This is a genomic window from Streptococcus infantis (genome assembly GCF_964243025.1).
GTDB classification, from domain to species: Bacteria; Bacillota; Bacilli; order Lactobacillales; family Streptococcaceae; genus Streptococcus; species Streptococcus infantis_N.
On the sequence record NZ_CAXTDJ010000001.1, the window covers coordinates 439,014 to 457,678 of the forward strand.

Below are 18,665 nucleotides of genomic sequence, written 5' to 3' on the forward strand. Positions count from 1 at the left end.
CTTTACTAAAATGCCAAAAAGTACATCAGAAATACATGTATGATAATCATGACAATAGCTACTCCTACTTGTGCTTTGATAACGCCATTTGGATCTTTCATATCCAAAAGGGCTACAGGTAGAGTATTGAAATTGGCAGCCATTGGGGTTAATAGAGTCCCACAACAACCTGCTGTCATAGCAAGAGCACCCGCCACGATTGGATCTGCTCCCAAGGAAAATACAAAGGGAACACCAATTCCAGCAGTAATGACAGTAAAGGCCGCAAAGGCATTTCCCATAATCATTGAAAATAGAACCATTCCCAACACATAAGCCACTACACCCATCAACCGACTCCCCGAAGGCACAAAACCACTTATCAGATGTGACATTAAATCTCCAACTCCAGCTACAGTAAAAATAGCCCCCAAAGCTCCTAAAAGTTGGGGAACAATCCCACTAGTTGAGACTTGCTGAACCATGCGATTGTTTTCTGATAATAAGCTTTTAGGAGAACTCTTAGTAATCAATAAAAGAGAAATGGTTGCTAAAAATGCTGCAAGACTGATAGCAATCTTACTAAACTCAGGGATCATTTTTGCTAATACTAAAGCAATCAAAGCCATCAACATGACCGGAATAAAAATTTTATTCTTCAACCGTTTAGCTTCAATATTTGCCTTTACTTCATCCAGAGACGGCAAGGTTCCGATACGAACCTGTTTAAAGAGTGTTAGTAGGGCTAAGAGCACTACGATAATTCCAATACAGATAGAAGGTAGATAAGAGCCACCGATAAAACTGATACCCAATAAAACCCAAAACCCAGCTGTTCCAAAGCGAACTGGGTTTGTTTTGTCTTTATAGCTACAATAGGCCGTGTGAAGAAATTGACAACCAATCACAATATAGGTTAACTCTAATAACTGTCTTGCTAGATTGGTCATTCATCTTTTCCTTTACTAAGCTTATTCGCTAGCAGTTTTCTATCAAATAAGTAATTGTAAATCCCTACCACAAGTAAGGCAATTCCTGCAACAATAAGAGAAGCCGAAGCGATCCCTGCATAATTACTTTCGTAACCTAATTGGTCCAGAGTGCCCCCAACTAAGAGGACACCACCTGCACCAACGAAAGTGTTCTGAGCAAAGAAATTTGCAAAATTATCATTTGCTGCTGCACGCGCTTTTAGCGCTTCGCTCTCCTGCTCCGTTAATTTTCTACCTAATTGTGACTCTGCCGCTGCTTGTCCCATGGGTTGAACCAGAGGCCTTACAAACTGCGGCTGCCCTCCTAGACGAATGGCAAAGAACCCGTCGAGTTCCCGAAAAAAGAAATAAATTGTATAAAAACTTCCTACGGTCAGTCCTTTAATCTTTTGAATTAAGTCAATCGAACGTTGCTTGAGGCCAAAAGTTTCAGATAAACCAACCAGTGGCAAGGTTACCATAAAAATCGTAAGAACTCGTTGATTGCTAAATTCTCTTCCTAAAATTTCCAAGAACTCAACAAGAGAAACTCCAGAAACTAGAGCTGTAACTAAACTAGCTAAGACTACCGTTGCGATGGTATCCAATTTATAGATAAAACCAACCACAATGATAACTATCCCTATTAGTTTAATCCATTCCATATAGGCCCCTTTATTCCAAAAATACTAGTCTGTTTTATTTGACATGACTTTCTAGTTCTTTTTGGTATTTACTGTTTGATTCCAATTTTTCTTTTTGCCATTTTTCAAGAGCTGCTTGATATTCTTTAGCAGATACAATTTCTTTTTGTAATTTCATTCCCTTGAAGATATATGGATCACCCTTAATACCTACTTGTGAGTATGGTTTAGAGAAAGGAACGACGTTGCTGACAACTGGTGAACCACCTGATGAAGCGGTTGGCATCAAGAGAGAACTATCAGTGAGCCATGCTTGAGCTTTAGCATATTTTTCATATCTCTTATCCAAATCGTTTGTCTCAGAAACTGCATCATCCAAGAGTTTCTTATATTCGTCCAGACCAAGTTGAGCTACTACTTCCTTGTCTTTACCTTTCGTAATACCAAGGTGTTTCATAGCAGAACCTGTCTTAGGATCCATGATATTAAGATAACTTGCTGGGTCTTGGTAGCTTGGAGCCCATCCAGTACTGTTCAAGTCATAGTCTTTTTGAGCTGGAACACGCGCCTGCGATGTAATGCTTTCCTTTTCGTTATCGGTCATCTGAAGGACATCAATCACGACATTTTCAGAACCAAGAGTTGATTCGATTGATTGTTTAAAGGAATTGCTTTGTTGAACGGCAATGGTATCTGTTTGTTCAACCGGAACATCCAAATGAATTGGGAAGGTTACACCTTTTGCTTCCAATTCTTTCTTAGCTTTTTCGAATGAAGCTTTGGCTTTGTCTGGATTGTAGATGGTATCTTTTCCGTCTACAAGCTCAACGCCTTTCCATTGGTCTCCATAGTTGACCAATTCTTTTTGAGCGATATCACCAAAGTTTTTACCACCAGATTGTACAAAGTTATCTGGAACTAGACTGTTACGAATGATCTTGTCCGCACCATCTTCACCATTGAGTTGTGCAGCATATGAATGACGGTTGAAGGCAAAGTTGATTGCTTGACGGAAGTCCTTGTTCAACATCGCTTCTTTTGTAGAAGTTTTCTGTTCTTCACTTGTTTTCGCAGTCTTATTGTAAGATTGACGGTTTACGTTAAAGGTAAAGTAGTAACTAGTTGAATCCTGTGGACTGTATGTGATTTTATCTCCGTATTGTTCCAATGTAGAAGCAAAGTTTGAGCTACTTGGGAAGATACGAGCTGTTGTATAAACACCTGAAGAGAAGCTACGGATTAATGATTCTTGGTCTGAACCATCATAGTAGGTCAATTTCACTTTCTCAATTTTAACCTTCTCTTTATCCCAATAATTTGGGTTCTTTTCGTATTCGATTAAAGATTTTGAAGTCAATGTCTTCAGGATATACGGACCGTTATAAAGAATTCCAGATGGACTTACTGCTCCGTAGTTCTTACCTGAAGCTTTGAGGAATTCCTCGTTTACCGGCAACATGGTTGCTGAAGTCACTTTCGAATTCCAGAAACTTTCAGGTGCATTAAGAGTATACTGGACTGTGTAGTCATCCAATGCCTTAACCCCAACTGTAGAGAAGTCATTAGTCTCACCAGTCATATATTCATTCAAGCCCTTAATTGAGTTTTGAATAAGAGTGACACCGTCTGATTTACCATCTGCTACGTGTTTTAGTCCTGTAACAAAGTCATGCGCTGTTACTTCAGCGTATTCTTCACCTTCTGACGTGTACCATTTAACTCCTTTACGAAGTTTATAAGTATAGGTCAAACCGTCTTGTGAGACACTCCAATCCTCAGCTAGTGAAGGAACCAAATTTCCATATTCGTCGTTTTCCAACAATCCATCAACAACGTTACCAATGATATCAGTTGTTGAAGTACGAGTTGCGATACTGTAGTCCAAAGATGATGGGTCTACTCCATAGACATAAGAGAAGGTTGTAGGTGCATCTGCTTCCTTATCAGCTTTACCACAAGCCACAAGAAGAACTGCTGTACTCAGGACCACTCCTGCTGTTAACATCCACTTTTTCGTTTTCATAAAGATCTCCTTTAATAATTTTTAATCTACTTTTACAATCCAACCTTCTGGTGCTTCAATGTCACCAAATTGGATACCTGTCAATTCATCGTATAGTTTACGAGTCACTGGACCAACCTCTGTTTCACTGTAGAAAACATGGAAATCATCACCGTGTTGGATTCCCCCAATAGGTGAAATTACCGCTGCTGTTCCACAGGCACCTGCTTCTACAAATCGATCCAGACTATCAATTGGTACATCCCCCTCGACAGGTTTCAAGCCTAAACGATGCTCTGCCAAGTAAAGCAATGAATACTTGGTAATCGATGGCAAAATTGACGGACTCAATGGGGTTACAAACTCATTATCAGCTGTAATTCCAAAGAAGTTTGCTGAACCGACTTCTTCAATCTTGGTGTGGGTTGAGGGATCTAGATAAATAACATCTGAGAAATGACGGGATTTAGCCATTTTTCCTGGCAAAAGACTAGCGGCATAGTTACCACCGACCTTGGCAGCTCCTGTCCCATTTGGTGCAGCACGGTCAAACTCATCTTGAATCAAGAAGTTTGTTGGAACCAATCCACCCTTAAAGTAATTTCCAACTGGCATAGCAAAGATGGTAAAAATATACTCCTCGGCTGGTTTTACCCCGATGATATCTCCGACACCAATCAAGAGCGGACGAAGATAAAGGGTTCCACCAGTTCCGTAAGGTGGTACGTATTCTTCATTAGCTCGAACTACTGACTTACAAGCCTCTACAAACATTTCTGTTGGCACTTGGGGCATCAAGAGACGGTCGCAGGTACGTTGGAGTCGTTTAGCATTTTCATCTGGACGGAAGAGTTGAATACTGCCATCCTTTGTACGATAGGCTTTCAATCCTTCAAATGCTTGCTGTCCATAGTGAAGGCTTGGAGATGATTCTGAAATATGCAAGGTTGCATCTTCTGTTAATTCTCCTTGGGTCCATTGTCCATTTTTAAAATAAGCGATATAACGATAAGGTAGTTTCATATAGGAAAAACCGAGATTTTCCCAATCGATCGTAACTGTCATGACAATCTCCTTTATTCTAATCAAGCTTTGTGTTCTATTCTACACTATTCTCCTAAAAATTCAAGTATTATTTGTAATTTTCTGAAAATTTTATTTATAAAAAATCAGTCACTAGGACTGATTTTCTTCTTAATTATCTTTTTCTTCTTTAAAGACTTCTTTGAGGTAGGCATCAAAAACTTCCTCGTCTGAAATAGTATCTGAGATAAAGCTTCCATTGCTTGTGCGCTCTGATAGATTCAAATCTTGCAGAATTGTTTCGTAAATCGTTCCATTATTTGATTGGATAACAAGAGTTTGTTCGCCATCTTCCACTTCGGTGCTAAAGAGATCTCCAACAAATCCTTGTTCAGAAACTGCACCGGCCAAGAAGACGCGATGTGGTTTACTCTTCAATTCTCTCAGAACTTGAAGACCACGATTAGCACGACTGGTTGCTGGAATTTCCTCTGTTGATACACGTTTCAAGCTTCCACGTTGCGTTAACAGATAGAAGGATGAAGTATTGCAGATAAAGGCAGCTTTAAGCTCATCATCTGCTTTCAGATTCATAGCTTTAACACCTGCAGCTTTGGCTCCAACAACTGGAACCTCTTCGATATTAAAGCGAAGGGCATATCCATTTTTACTAATCAACAAAACATCATCAAGTTTGATTGGTGCAACAGCTACAATCTGGTCACTATCGTCTTTCAACTTGGCATACTTGACAGATTTAGAACGATAGGTTCTCCATGGAGAGAATTCTTTGCGTTCGACACGTTTGATTTGTCCAAGGCGAGTCGCTGCAAAGTAGGTCGTCGCATCATCAAACTGATCCACCACTTCTACGTATAGCACTTCTTCATTGGTTTCAAAGTTGGTAATCGTTTGGCTCAAGTGCTCCCCGATATCCTTCCAACGAATATCTGCTAATTCATGGACAGGACGGTAGATAACATTTCCTAGTGTCGTAAAGATTAAGAGATGTTGAGTTGTCTTAACAGATTGGATAAATAGCAATCGGTCATCATCCCGTTTACCAATTTCCTCTAACGTTGAAGCTGAGAAAGAACGAGGGCTAGTACGCTTGATATAGCCAGCCTTGGTCACACTGACATAGGTATCTTCTTCAGCGATCAAACTAGCTGTATCAATCTCAATCACTTTTGCTGTATCTTCTAAAGAACTCAAACGAGGTGTCGCAAACTGTCTCTTGACCTCACGAAGTTCTTTTTTCATGAGATTGTACATAGTCCGTTCGTCACCAATGATAGCCGCCAGCATAGCAATTTTTTCGCGAAGTTCTGCTTCTTCTTCCTGCAAGACAACCACGTCTGTGTTGGTCAAACGATACAATTGCAAGGTAACAATAGCTTCAGCCTGCTCTTCAGTAAAATCATAACTGACCTTGAGGTTTTCCTTGGCATCAGCCTTGTTCTCAGAAGCACGGATTAGAGCAATGACTTCATCTAAAATAGAGATGACACGAATCAAACCTTCCACGATATGGAGACGTTTTTCAGCCTTTTCCTTGTCAAAGCGAGAACGTGCCAAGATGACCTCACGACGGTGAGCAATATAGCTAGATAAGATAGGCACAATTCCAACCTGACGAGGGGTGAAATTGTCAATCGCAACCATATTAAAGTTGTAGTTGATTTGCAAGTCAGTATACTTGAAAAGGTAGTTGAGAACAAGCTCAGTGTTCGCATCTTTCTTGAGTTCGATAGCAATGCGAAGACCGTCACGGTCAGACTCATCTCGAACCTCAGCGATACCTGCCACCTTGTTATTGACACGGACTTCATCAATTTTCTTGACCAAGTTAGCCTTATTAATCTCATAAGGAATCTCAGTGATAACGATTTGTTCCTTACCACCTTTTAACTTCTCAATTTCAGTCTTGGAACGAACAACCACGCGCCCCTTACCAGTTTCATAGGCCTTTTTGATCTCGTCTCGTCCTTGAATAATGGCTCCTGTAGGGAAGTCTGGTCCAGGCAAGAATTCCATCAACTTATCAACCTTGGCAGTTGGGTGATCAATCATGTAGACTGTCGCATCAATAACTTCAGCCAAATTATGCGGTGGAATATCTGTGGCATAACCAGCTGAAATACCTGTTGAACCATTGACTAGAAGGTTTGGAAAGGCTGCTGGTAAGACAGTTGGCTCTTTCTCGGTATCGTCAAAGTTCCAAGCAAAGGGAACTGTCTTTTTATCGATATCTTGAAGAAGGTAGCCTGCAATCTCTGATAAACGAGCTTCCGTATAACGCATAGCCGCAGGTGGATCTCCGTCCATAGAACCATTGTTACCGTGCATTTCAACTAAAATCTCACGGTTTTTCCAGTCCTGAGACATACGGACCATGGCATCATAGATAGAAGAATCTCCGTGTGGGTGGAAATTACCCATGATGTTCCCGACTGACTTGGCCGACTTACGGTAGCTCTTATCAAAGGTATTGCCATCCTTATTCATAGAATAAAGAATACGGCGTTGAACCGGCTTCAATCCATCCCTAATGTCTGGCAAAGCCCGGTCTTGAATGATGTATTTGGAGTAGCGACCAAAGCGCTCTCCCATGATGTCCTCTAAGGACATATTTTGGATATTACTCATATAAGATACAAAGGGACGATTCGGCCTGCCGAAAATTTCTGTAGAAAAATAGGAAATCGATGCAGGGTTCGATGAACCCTAGACGATTTATCTTTTTTCCTAAGTCTTAGTCCCGTGTTCAGTTACCTCTAGTAACCAAACTATCCTTTCTGTAGTTTAAAATACGTTTTAAAAGATGCGTCAGGAGTTTTCACACAGTATTTAGGGCGTGTTCAACTCCTTTCAAAAAATGTTGAGTAGATTTTTACATTAAAATTGGTATTGAGAAAAATATCTTTAGATACTATTTAAGTCATTTATTTAGATTAACCAAAAGCAACTATTCCCTATAGGTTGTTCTTTCTTATTTGAAGAATGTACAAATATAGACAAGGTAAATAAGAAATTATAGCAGTTGATATCAGCAAGATATCAAATACAAACTTTTTCCCTCGAAATAGCTCCTCCCAATGCATTGTGTTAAGATAATGAAAAATTAAACCGAATAAATAACAGATACTTATAGGGGAGACTCCCCACTTGATTGATTTGTATAAATAATGTAAGCGTATTGAGTGATAGATTGTGGAAGAAATAAGCATAGGTAAACAAAAATCAATTAGAAAAAAATAAAACCTTAAAGCATCATGAAACATATCTGTCCGATCTATGGGAAACAACCAAATATTACATATGGTGATAATTACAGGAAAAAATAATCCATAAAATCTTTTGCCAAGTTTATTATTTTGTAAGGCAATATATATTGATAAGATTATGGACACAATTGGAAGAAATGGGAATAACATAGCAAATATTCCAAACATGAAATCAAACATACTATTTCACCTCAATAGCTATTATAAACCGAAGAATTTGTTCATCTTGTAAGTGTCTCTGAAACTATTTCAACTTCTCCTTAGCATAGTCAATCATCTTCTCAGCCACTTCTTTTTCATACTTAAATCCCATCTTTTGAGCAAGATATTGAGCTTCTCGGTGGAAAAGTTCCATCGTAGCAAACAATGACTGAGTAAGTTTCTCTACACTTGAAAACTCAAGCAGAGCTAAGAATTCATTCTCCTTCTCAGAAAGCAAGTAGTTAAAGAGGTACTTGTAATTTTTACCGATGTCGACTGTTCCTCTATCACTTGCGACCTGCCAAGCTAAGATTTTCAAGAGTTCTTGTTGGCAAATACCGTAGAGATGGTCCGTTGCATAGATGATTTGCTTGCGACAAATTCCTTTAACCACGTAGGCTGACACCCACCAAAATTCATTATAAGATTTTTCAAAATCCGTCTCACTAGCTGGACTTGTCCAGAAGCGCTCTGGACTGGGAGAATGAGGCACAAACAAGCCCTTAGGATCCTCTATCACCGTGAAATCCGCTTCGCTTTCTACCCACTCTTGAATGTGGTCTTTGGGGCAAAGGGTTAAATCAATCCGATTGCCATCTTCAAATAGCATGAGATAGAGACGACGGTTGCCTAGGATATTATGTTGCTCAATGATACGTGTGCCAAACTGGTCCAACCAAGCAAGGTCACTCGTTAGATTGTCTATGTCATCTACGACATAGACAAGATCATAGTCTTGAAATTCATCTTTTGGTGCTTTTGTATCAATTCGTGAACCAGATATTGCCACAGCATTGACCTGTAACTTTTCAGCTGTTTCTAAAATCAGTCCAAGTATTTCCTGGTCAGTTCTCATGTAGTTCTTCCTCAGTGGTCTCTATGTTCTGAATAACAGCATCTTCATTTCTTTGCTTAAGAAGTTTCTGAACTCTTTTTCTTTCAAGCTCTCCGACTATAAATTGGATAATTGAACTGATTCCAAAAAGTGGTAGCAGCAACATAATTCCCATTTCTTCAGTCAGCATTAAAAAGAGGAAGTTAATAATCGAAAATATTGCTAAAAACCAGGCATTTATCTTAAGAAATTTTGAGTAACCACTAGGATAATGTTTGATATGTTTATTGCTCTTATAAATAGCTGTGAATCCAAAAGCAAGGCTCACTGGTGTGAAAATATAAAAGTCAAAAACATAGAAGAGCAAACCTGCATAAGGATTAGACCTTAAAGGATTATCAAATAAAAAGACACCTGTGGTTACTATAGTTAATAATAAGAATTCAAGAAAGCGAATTTTCTCAGGTTTTCCTGGTTTAGCAATCATATACATAACTGCGCCTAGTACCAGGACTATCACAAGAAAAGGAGTATCGAACAAAACACTTATCATGATGTATACCTCTTTTAGAGAGCAAAAATTATTTAGAAGAATGATTTAATTAAATTAACCCTTGAGCTTGACGCCATACATCATAAGACTCGATATCCGTTTTAACCATTGTTATACAAAATCCAACTACTGCGATATCATCCAAGTAGCCTATACCTGGTAAGAAATCTGGAATAAAATCTATCTGAGATAAAAGATAAATTAATGCACTTAAAATAGCCAAAATAGTTCCATAAGGAACAGTCGTATATTTGCCTTGAACATAATTCTTCACTAAGGAAATCATAACTGGAACCATCGATAATTGTTCACCAACATTTGGTATTTCCTTAATTTTTTGCTCTAAATGATACAAAAAATCATCTAATTCATCTTTATCGTTTAATAAGGCTTCAGATTGCGCATAACCACTTTCAAGTGCTTCTTTCACTTGCTCTTCACTAAGATTTTCAGACATATTTGGTCCTCCATTTGTATTTCTTTATAGTTTTTAAAACACTGTCGCTTCTTCCAGCGTAAACTTGACATTATCTTCAATCCACTTACGACGTGGCTCGACCTTATCACCCATTAAGACATTGACACGCCGTTCTGCGCGTGCTAAATCTTCGATCGTGACACGAATGAGAGTTCGAGTCTCTGGATTCATGGTTGTTTCCCAGAGCTGGTCCGCATTCATTTCACCAAGACCCTTGTAGCGTTGAAGGGTGGCACCTTTGCCGAATTGCTTGCGGAGTTCTTCTAGCTCTCCGTCCGTCCAAGCGTATGCCACTTCTTCTTTCTTACCTTTACCTTTGGACATCTTGTAAAGAGGAGGAAGGGCGATATAGACATGTCCTGCCTCAACTAGTGGACGCATGTAACGGTAGAAAAACGTTAAGAGAAGGGTTTGAATGTGGGCACCGTCGGTGTCCGCATCGGTCATGATAATAATCTTGTCATAGTTGGCATCTTCAAGAGAGAAGTCTGCCCCCACACCAGCTCCGATGGTATAAATCATGGTGTTGATTTCTTCGTTTTTGAGGATATCCGCCATCTTTGCCTTGGCTGTATTGATGACCTTACCACGAAGAGGCAAAATAGCCTGAAACTTACGATCACGTCCTTGTTTGGCAGATCCACCGGCAGAATCACCCTCGACTAGGTAGAGTTCATTCTTAGCTGGATTTTTAGACTGGGCTGGCGTTAATTTACCAGAAAGTAAGCCCTTATCTTTTTTGTTTTTCTTGCCATTTCGGCTCTCATCACGCGCTTTTCGTGCTGCTTCACGGGCATCACGCGCCTTGATAGCTTTACGAATCAGATTTGAAGCTAATTCCCCATTTTCCATAAGGAAGAAGGTCAGTTTTTCAGCAACAATACTGTCAACGATTGGACGAGCTAGTGGACTTCCTAGTTTGTCCTTAGTCTGTCCTTCAAACTGAAGATGTTCTTCTGGAACCAAGATAGAAAGAACTGCTGATAACCCTTCGCGGTAATCGGATCCTTCAAGATTTTTATCTTTTTCCTTGAGAAGACCTGTCTTACGAGCGTAGTCATTCATGACCTTGGTAATGGCAGACTTGAGTCCTGTCTCGTGCGTTCCACCGTCCTTAGTACGAACGTTATTGACAAAGGACAAGATATTATCTGAAAATCCATCATTGTACTGGAGGGCAACTTCCACTTGGAAACCATTGTCTTCCCCTTCAAAGTATAGGACTGGCGTCAAGGTTTCCTTGTCTTCATTGAGGTAAGAAACAAAGTCTTGTACCCCGTTCTCATAATGGAATTCGATTGCTTCATCTGTTCGCTTATCTGTCAAAGACAAGGTCACATTTTTCAAGAGGAAGGCTGACTCATTAAGACGCTCTGAAATAGTATTGTACTTAAAGTCTGTCGTAGAAAAGATGCTGGCATCTGGCATGAAGGTCACTTTGGTACCTGTCTTAGATTTAGGTGCAGTCCCAACCTTTTCTAGAGTGGTAACTGGCTTGCCTCCATTTTCAAAACGTTGTCTATAAACTGCGCCATCACGAGTAATTCCTACCTCTAACCAACTAGAGAGGGCATTAACGACAGAAGATCCAACCCCGTGGAGACCTCCTGATGTCTTATAACCACCCTGACCGAATTTTCCTCCAGCGTGGAGAATGGTAAAGATAACCTCAACCGTTGGAATTCCCATAGCGTGCATTCCAGTCGGCATTCCACGTCCGTGGTCTTGAACCGTTAAACTTCCGTCTTTATTAATGTTCACATCGATCCTGTCACCAAATCCAGACAAGGCCTCATCGACAGCATTATCGACGATTTCCCAGACAAGGTGGTGGAGACCAGCACCGTCAGTCGATCCGATATACATCCCTGGACGTTTCCGAACCGCATCCAACCCTTCTAGTACCTGAATGGCATCATCATTATAATTGTTAATATTGATTTCCTTTTTTGACACAAGGAACCTCCTATTTGTTCATCTTTTCTATTTTACAGGTTTTCTAAGGATTTTGCAAAGTTTTTCTAATTGTAGATCCCTATTGTCTAATCTTTCAATAACAAGATTTAAGATTTCAGATGTCACAATTCCAGACAAGATTCCTTACGATTCTATCCTATTTCATGGTATAATAGAAACATGATGACAATAGTATTATTAATTTTAGCTTATTTATTGGGTTCAATTCCTTCAGGCTTGTGGATTGGACAAATATTCTTTAACATCAATCTAAGAGAACATGGATCTGGTAATACTGGAACGACCAATACCTTCCGAATCTTAGGCAAAAAAGCTGGAATGGCAACCTTTGTAATTGACTTCTTTAAAGGTACTTTGGCAACTTTACTTCCACTAATCTTCCATGTGCAGGGAGTTTCACCTCTAGTCTTTGGCCTTTTAGCTGTGATTGGGCATACTTTTCCAATTTTTGCAGGATTTAAGGGAGGAAAGGCTGTCGCAACTAGTGCTGGAGTCATTTTCGGATTTGCTCCTCTATTTTGCCTCTATCTAGCAGTTGTCTTCTTTGGAACTCTATATCTAGGAAGCATGATTTCTCTCTCTAGTGTTACTGCTGCTCTCGCTGCTGTACTTGGGGTGATCCTCTTTCCGCTTATCGGTTTCCTACTGCCAAGTTACGATTTATTATTCGTAGCGATTATCCTAGCTCTCGCAGGTTTAATTATTATCCGCCACAAAGATAATATCAATCGTATTCGTAATAAAACAGAAAATCTCATTCCTTGGGGACTTAACCTAACGCACCAAGAACCAAAAAAATAAAACGTCAGTTTCAACTGACGTTTTTTTATGTTATTTAGACTTGATATAGTTGATACCATCTGCCTTCGGCGCAACAGCTTTACCAAAGAAGGCTGCTAGGACGACAATGGTCAAAAGATATGGTGCAATTTGCAAGTAAACGGCTGGAACTCCTTGCAAGAAAGGAAGTTGAGAACCGATAACTGCCAAACTTTGTGATAGTCCAAAGAAGAGACTTGAAAGCATAGCACCAACAGGATTCCATTTACCGAAGATCATAGCAGCAAGTGCGATAAATCCAGGTCCAACGATCGTTGTAACTGAGAAGTTAACGGAAATTGACTGAGCGTAAATAGCTCCACCGATTCCTCCAAGGAAACCTGAAATCACAACTCCAAGATATCTCATCTTGTAGACATTGATTCCCAACGTATCTGCTGCTTGTGGGTGTTCACCAACTGAACGAAGGCGAAGTCCAAAGCGAGTCTTAAAGAGGATAAACCAAGCTAGGAATGAGAAAGCAATTGCTAGATAACCTAGTAGACTAGTTGACTTGAAGAAGATATCTCCGATAACAGGAATATTAGCTAATACCGGAAAGTCAAAACGCCCAAAAGTTTGCGTTAAGTTATCCGTTTGTCCCTTGTTATAAAGCACCTTTACCAAGAAGACTGCCAAGGCTGGCGCCATCAAGTTAAGTACGGTACCACTGACAACATGGTCTGCGCGGAAATGAACTGTAGCTACTGCGTGAATGAGCGAGAAGATAGCTCCAACTAATCCACCAACCAGGAGAGCCAACCAAGGAGTTAGTGCTCCCAAATCTTGTGCAAATTCAAGGTTAAAAACAACTCCAGAAAAGGCACCCATGACCATGATTCCTTCAAGACCAACGTTTACAACTCCACCACGTTCGGAGAAAACTCCTCCGATACTTGTGAAAATAAGTGGTGCTGCATAAATCAACATTGAAGAAACCATAAGGGTTAACATTGTTGTAATCGACATCCTTATTTACCTCCTTTAAGTTGTTTTCTTGGTTTGACAAAGCGCTCGATGATGTAGTGAACGCTGACAAAGAAGATAATTGAGGCTGTAACGATACTTACAAGCTCAGATGGTACTTGTGCAGCATTCATACCAGGGGCTCCAACTTGAAGAACACTGAAAAGGAATGCTGCAAATAGAATTCCAACTGGTGAGTTTGAAGCAAGTAGGCTTACTGCCATACCATTAAATCCGATTGCCAATGATGAACCTTGAACATAAACATTTTGGAAGGTACCAAGTCCTTCTACTGCGCCACCAAGTCCTGCAAGTGCACCAGAAATAATCATTGATAGAATAATGGTGCGTTTCGCTGAAATACCTGCGTATTCAGAAGCATTTGGATTAAGACCAACTGCACGGATTTCAAAACCAAGAGTTGTTTTCTTGAGCAAGAACCAGATAACCGCTACTGCTATGATAGCAAAGAAAATCCCAATGTTCATACGAGAGTTTCCAGTCAACTCAGCAAGCCATGGTGTCTGATAGGTTGCATTTGCACTAACACGAATGGATGAGTCAGTACTTTGCATGATTTCTTTAGGGAAGTGATGAATAAAGGCATTGCCCACATAAAGAACAATGTAGTTCATCATGATGGTTACAATAACTTCAGATGTCCCAAGGTAGGCTCTTAAAATACCAGGAATAGCACCAACGATCCCTCCTGCAACTAAGGCAATTACAATCGTCGCAAGAATCATCAACGGTCGTGGCAAATCTGGGAAAGAGAGGGCGAACCAGCCACTCATAACCCAACCTGCGAGAGCTTGTCCTGGAAGACCAACGTTAAAGAAACCAGCACGACTTGCAACTGCAAATCCAAGGGCAATCAGAATTAAAGGTCCCATAGCACGGAAGATTTCACCGATTCCACGAACACTACCAAATGCTGTGTAGAATAGTTCTTCATAACCCCAGATAGCATCGTAACCGAAAATCCACATGACGATGGCTCCGAGTAGAATTCCTAAAATAACAGAAATCACAGGAACCGAAATTTGTTGTAATTTTTTAGACATCACTCTTCTCCTTTTCCAATTCACCACCAGCCATCAAGACACCAAGCTCTTGCTTGTTGGTTGTTTCTGGCGTTACAATCCCTTGAATCTTACCATCATGGATAACAGCAATTCTATCAGAGACATTTAGAATCTCATCTAGTTCAAAGCTGACTACAAGGACAGCTTTCCCATTATCACGTTCTTGAATCAAGCGTTTGTGAATGTACTCAATAGCACCGACATCCAAACCACGAGTAGGTTGACTGACGATTAGGAGATCAGGATTTCGATCGACTTCTCGAGCAATAATTGCTTTTTGTTGATTTCCTCCAGAAAGAGCTGAGGCTGGAACAATCTCACTAGCAGCACGCACATCGAATTCTTGCATTAACTGTTTAGCATACCCGATGATATTGGTGTAGTTTAAGATTCCCTTCTTGCTATGAGGTTCCTTATAGTAGGTTTGAAGAGCGATATTTTCAGAAATCATCATTTCTAAAACTAAACCATCACGGTGGCGATCTTCTGGAACGTGGCCTACACTCATTTCTGTAATTTGACGAGGGTGTAAACCTACGATAGACTGGCCTTTCAACTCCACGCTACCAGACTCAATCTTACGAAGACCAGTGATAGCTTGGATTAATTCAGATTGACCATTTCCATCAATACCGGCAATTCCGACAATCTCACCAGCTCGAACATCGAGTGAGAGATTTTTAACAGCAGGAACACCACGGTTTTCGTTTACTACTAGGTCATTAATAGACAGAATAACTTCTTTAGGTTGAGCTTCCTGTTTTTCAGTTTTAAAGGAAACAGAACGTCCTACCATCATCTCAGCTAAGTCAGCATTAGTCGCACCAGCAATCTCAACTGTTTCAATAGATTTACCACGACGGATAACTGTAACACGATCTGATACAGCACGAATCTCATCCAACTTATGGGTAATCAAGATAATTGATTTACCTTCTTTAACCAGGTTCTTCATGATAGCCATCAATTCATCAATTTCTGATGGCGTCAAAACAGCAGTAGGTTCGTCAAAGATAAGAATATCTGCTCCACGATAAAGTGTCTTCAAGATTTCAACACGTTGTTGAGCCCCAACAGAGATGTCTGCAACTTTGGCAGAAGGATTCACAGCAAGGCCATAACGTTCAGACAACTCATTGATTTCTCGAGTTGCACGAGCAATATCTAGCACACCATTTTTGGTCAATTCACTCCCCAAAATGATATTTTCAGCAACAGTGAAAGCTTCTACCAACATAAAGTGTTGGTGGACCATCCCAATCCCTAAGCTAGCTGCTTTTGATGGCGAATCTAGTTTTACAACTTGACCGTTGACCACAATTTCACCACTAGTTGGTTCTAAAAGCCCCGCTAGCATGTTCATAAGAGTGGACTTACCAGCTCCATTTTCTCCTAAAAGTGCATGAATTTCACCTTTACGAAGTTCAAGGTTAATCTTGTCGTTAGCGACAAATTCACCAAAAACTTTGGTAATTTCACGCATCTCAATGACATTTTCGTGTGCCATGTGCTCTTCCTTTCAGAATTATATTTTATTTCAATAAAACCTGCTAAAGAAACTTAGCAAGCTCTATTGAGACAAAACCATTTGTCTCAATCCTTAAAGAAGCGGCCACTGGCCGCTTCCTAAGAAATGACTTCCTTCAATTATTTTTCAGGAACTTTGATGCTACCATCAAGGATTTTAGCTTTTGCATCTTCAACAGCTTTTTTACCTTCTTCAGAAAGGTTTGTTACTGCCAAGTCAACACCTTTATCCTTCAATGAGTAAACGATAACTTGACCACCAGGGAATTCACCTTTTTCAGTCTTGTTTGAGATATCTTGAACTGTTGTTCCAACTTGTTTCAATGTAGAAGCAAGCACGAAGTTAGCTTCTTTACCGTCTTTAGAAGTGTATTTACCTTCATCAACTTGGTCACGGTCTACACCGATAACCCAAACTTTTTCGTCTTCATTTTTACTTTCGTTCAATGATTTAGCTTCAGAGAAGACACCTGCTCCAGTACCACCAGCTGCTTGGTAGATAACGTCTGCACCTGCAGCGTATTGAGCTGCAGCGATTGTTTTACCTTTAGCCGCATCACCAAATGATCCAGCATAGTCTACTTGAACCTTGATAGATGGGTCAACTGACTCAACACCAGCTTTAAAGCCAGCTGCGAAACGAGAAATAACTTCAGATTCCATACCACCTACAAAACCAACTTGTTTAGTTTTTGTAGTTTTAGCAGCTGCAACACCTGCAAGGTAAGCTGCTTCGTTGTCTGCGAAAGTAACGCTAACAACGTTCTTTTGATCTTTAATCACATCGTCAATCAAAACATAGTTTTTATCTGAATGTTCTTTTGCTGCTTCTTCAACAGCGTTGTGAAGGGCAAAACCAACACCAAAAATCAAGTTGTAGCTTCCAGCTGCTTGGTTCAAGTTATTAGCGTAGTCAGCTTCACTTGTTGATTGGAAGTAAGTGTAACCATTGTCTTTTGAAAGGTTGTGTTCTTTACCCCAAGCTTGAAGACCTTCCCAAGCTGATTGGTTAAATGATTTATCATCAACACCACCAGTATCTGTAACGATAGCTGCTTTAGTCTTCACATCAGAAGAAGATGAAGCTGCGTTACGAGAAGAGCGATTACCACATGCAGCAAGTCCAAATGCTGCTACTGCAACTAGACCAAGGCCTAGCCATTGTTTCTTGTTCATTTCTGAACCTCCTAAATAAGATGCGCAACTAAGTTGCAAGTATGGATTGATTGGTCACAAGGACCCTTGCCACTCAGAGAGTGACACAGACTATTGCAAGTCTGTAAAAGAATATGGAAGTAATTCCCCGACCGTCATCTCGACCGTCGTTTTATCTTTGGCAACTAGAGTCACCTTTAGATCTGGTTTAAAAAATTCGACCATAACTTGGCGACAAGCACCGCAAGGCGAAATTGGTTTTTCAGTTTGACCATAGACAATCAATTCTGAAAAGTCTCGTTGTCCTTCAGAGACCGCCTTAAAGATCGCAGTCCTTTCGCCACAGTTGGTCAAGGGGTAGCTAGCATTTTCAATGTTAACCCCTGTATAGATACTTCCGTCCTTGGCTACCAAAACAGCGCCAATCGGAAAATGTGAGTATGGAACGTAAGCTTTTTTACTAGTTTCAATCGCTAATTCAATCAACTCAGTAGTCGCCATCAGCTAATTCTCCTTTTAAGATTGCAACACCAGAAGATGTTCCAATTCGAGTAGCTCCTGCTTCAACAAAGGCAACTGCATCTGCATAAGAACGAGCTCCACCAGCTGCTTTGACCCCCATATCAGGACCAACTGTCTGACGCATTAATTGAACATCTGGCAAAGTTGCTCCACCTGTTGAGAAACCTGTAGAAGTCTTGACAAAGTCTGCACCAGCTTTTTGAGCAAGTTGGCAAGCCAGAACTTTTTCTTCATCCGTTAACAAACAAGCTTCAATAATAACCTTAACAAGTTTGTCTCCACTTGCTTCAACAACAGCTTTAATGTCTGTCTCAACTAATGAAAGATTTCCTGATTTTAGTGCACCAACGTTGATAACCATATCAATTTCGTCAGCACCATTTTGGATGGCTTCTTTGGTTTCATAGGCTTTGACAGCTGAAGTTGTAGCTCCAAGAGGAAAACCTACAACTGTACAAACCTTGACATCAGTATCTGTTAGACCAGCTTTTGCATGCGAAACCCAGCAAGGATTCACACAAACACTGGCAAAATCGTACTCTCTTGCTTCAGATAGCAAACGATCGATTTGTTGTTCGGTCGCATCTTGCTTTAAAAGCGTATGATCAATGTATTTATTTAATTTCATTTCGGATTTTCCT

At 40.2% G+C, this 18,665-nt stretch carries 16 protein-coding genes; 1 reads left to right on the forward strand and 15 read right to left on the reverse strand.

What is annotated here, in order from left to right; genetic code table 11:
- Positions 1–5: 5 nt before the first annotated feature.
- The 9 genes from ACESNQ_RS02175 to parE all read right to left on the reverse strand — a co-directional run bounded on the left by ACESNQ_RS02175 (position 6) and on the right by parE (position 11,929).
- Entirely contained in the window at positions 6–929 is a 924-nt protein-coding gene (locus tag ACESNQ_RS02175) for a DUF979 domain-containing protein (RefSeq protein ID WP_373074647.1), read from the reverse strand.
- On the reverse strand, positions 926–1,615 hold the full coding sequence (locus ACESNQ_RS02180; RefSeq protein WP_373074649.1) for a DUF969 domain-containing protein: 690 nt from the start codon (positions 1,613–1,615) through the stop codon (positions 926–928). The genes ACESNQ_RS02175 and ACESNQ_RS02180 overlap by 4 nt, the downstream gene beginning before the upstream one ends.
- A 34-nt stretch (positions 1,616–1,649) precedes the next feature.
- The gene (locus tag ACESNQ_RS02185) at positions 1,650–3,617 is read right to left on the reverse strand and encodes a peptide ABC transporter substrate-binding protein (RefSeq protein ID WP_036754551.1); all 1,968 of its coding nucleotides are present in this window, start codon (positions 3,615–3,617) and stop codon (positions 1,650–1,652) included.
- A 21-nt stretch (positions 3,618–3,638) separates the two neighbouring features.
- Positions 3,639–4,661 carry a branched-chain amino acid aminotransferase gene (locus ACESNQ_RS02190; protein WP_373074652.1) on the reverse strand — a complete coding sequence of 341 codons (1,023 nt, stop codon included), beginning with the start codon at positions 4,659–4,661 and terminating at the stop codon, positions 3,639–3,641.
- 129 nt (positions 4,662–4,790) lie between these two features.
- Positions 4,791–7,268, reverse strand: coding sequence for a DNA topoisomerase IV subunit A (parC, locus tag ACESNQ_RS02195; RefSeq protein WP_373074654.1), 2,478 nt, complete (start codon positions 7,266–7,268; stop codon positions 4,791–4,793).
- Between the two features lie 882 nt (positions 7,269–8,150).
- A complete protein-coding gene (locus ACESNQ_RS02200; protein WP_373074656.1) occupies positions 8,151–8,963 on the reverse strand; it encodes an aminoglycoside 6-adenylyltransferase in 813 nt (270 codons plus the stop codon).
- Complete coding sequence (locus tag ACESNQ_RS02205; protein WP_373074658.1) at positions 8,953–9,495, reverse strand: hypothetical protein; 543 nt, start codon at positions 9,493–9,495, stop codon at positions 8,953–8,955. Before ACESNQ_RS02205 ends, ACESNQ_RS02200 begins: the two co-directional genes overlap by 11 nt.
- Positions 9,496–9,544: 49 nt before the next feature.
- Entirely contained in the window at positions 9,545–9,952 is a 408-nt protein-coding gene (locus ACESNQ_RS02210; protein WP_373074660.1) for a YkvA family protein, read from the reverse strand.
- Positions 9,953–9,985: 33 nt separating this feature from the next.
- Positions 9,986–11,929 (reverse strand): DNA topoisomerase IV subunit B, encoded by a 1,944-nt coding sequence (gene parE, locus ACESNQ_RS02215; RefSeq protein ID WP_373074662.1) that lies wholly within the window; start codon positions 11,927–11,929, stop codon positions 9,986–9,988.
- 180 nt (positions 11,930–12,109) lie between these two features.
- On the opposite strand from parE, the gene plsY reads away from it, so the two are divergent.
- Positions 12,110–12,751 carry a glycerol-3-phosphate 1-O-acyltransferase PlsY gene (gene plsY / locus ACESNQ_RS02220; RefSeq protein WP_373074663.1) on the forward strand — a complete coding sequence of 214 codons (642 nt, stop codon included), beginning with the start codon at positions 12,110–12,112 and terminating at the stop codon, positions 12,749–12,751.
- A 30-nt stretch (positions 12,752–12,781) separates the two neighbouring features.
- Here plsY and ACESNQ_RS02225 read toward each other — a convergent pair whose 3' ends face one another.
- The 6 genes from ACESNQ_RS02225 to deoC all read right to left on the reverse strand — a co-directional run bounded on the left by ACESNQ_RS02225 (position 12,782) and on the right by deoC (position 18,652).
- Positions 12,782–13,738, reverse strand: a complete 957-nt coding sequence (locus tag ACESNQ_RS02225) for an ABC transporter permease (protein ID WP_045615115.1) — start codon at positions 13,736–13,738, stop codon at positions 12,782–12,784.
- 2 nt (positions 13,739–13,740) lie between these two features.
- The gene (locus tag ACESNQ_RS02230; protein WP_373074666.1) at positions 13,741–14,799 is read right to left on the reverse strand and encodes an ABC transporter permease; all 1,059 of its coding nucleotides are present in this window, start codon (positions 14,797–14,799) and stop codon (positions 13,741–13,743) included.
- The gene (locus tag ACESNQ_RS02235) at positions 14,792–16,327 is read right to left on the reverse strand and encodes an ABC transporter ATP-binding protein (protein WP_373074668.1); all 1,536 of its coding nucleotides are present in this window, start codon (positions 16,325–16,327) and stop codon (positions 14,792–14,794) included. Before ACESNQ_RS02235 ends, ACESNQ_RS02230 begins: the two co-directional genes overlap by 8 nt.
- Before the next feature lie 140 nt (positions 16,328–16,467).
- A complete protein-coding gene (locus ACESNQ_RS02240; RefSeq protein ID WP_036754507.1) occupies positions 16,468–17,523 on the reverse strand; it encodes a BMP family lipoprotein in 1,056 nt (351 codons plus the stop codon).
- A gap of 90 nt (positions 17,524–17,613) precedes the next feature.
- Positions 17,614–18,003 carry a cytidine deaminase gene (locus ACESNQ_RS02245; RefSeq protein ID WP_004253174.1) on the reverse strand — a complete coding sequence of 130 codons (390 nt, stop codon included), beginning with the start codon at positions 18,001–18,003 and terminating at the stop codon, positions 17,614–17,616.
- Positions 17,990–18,652: a deoxyribose-phosphate aldolase gene (deoC, locus tag ACESNQ_RS02250; RefSeq protein WP_373074671.1), complete on the reverse strand. Its 663-nt coding sequence runs from the start codon at positions 18,650–18,652 to the stop codon at positions 17,990–17,992. The genes ACESNQ_RS02245 and deoC overlap by 14 nt, the downstream gene beginning before the upstream one ends.
- Positions 18,653–18,665: the final 13 nt, after the last annotated feature.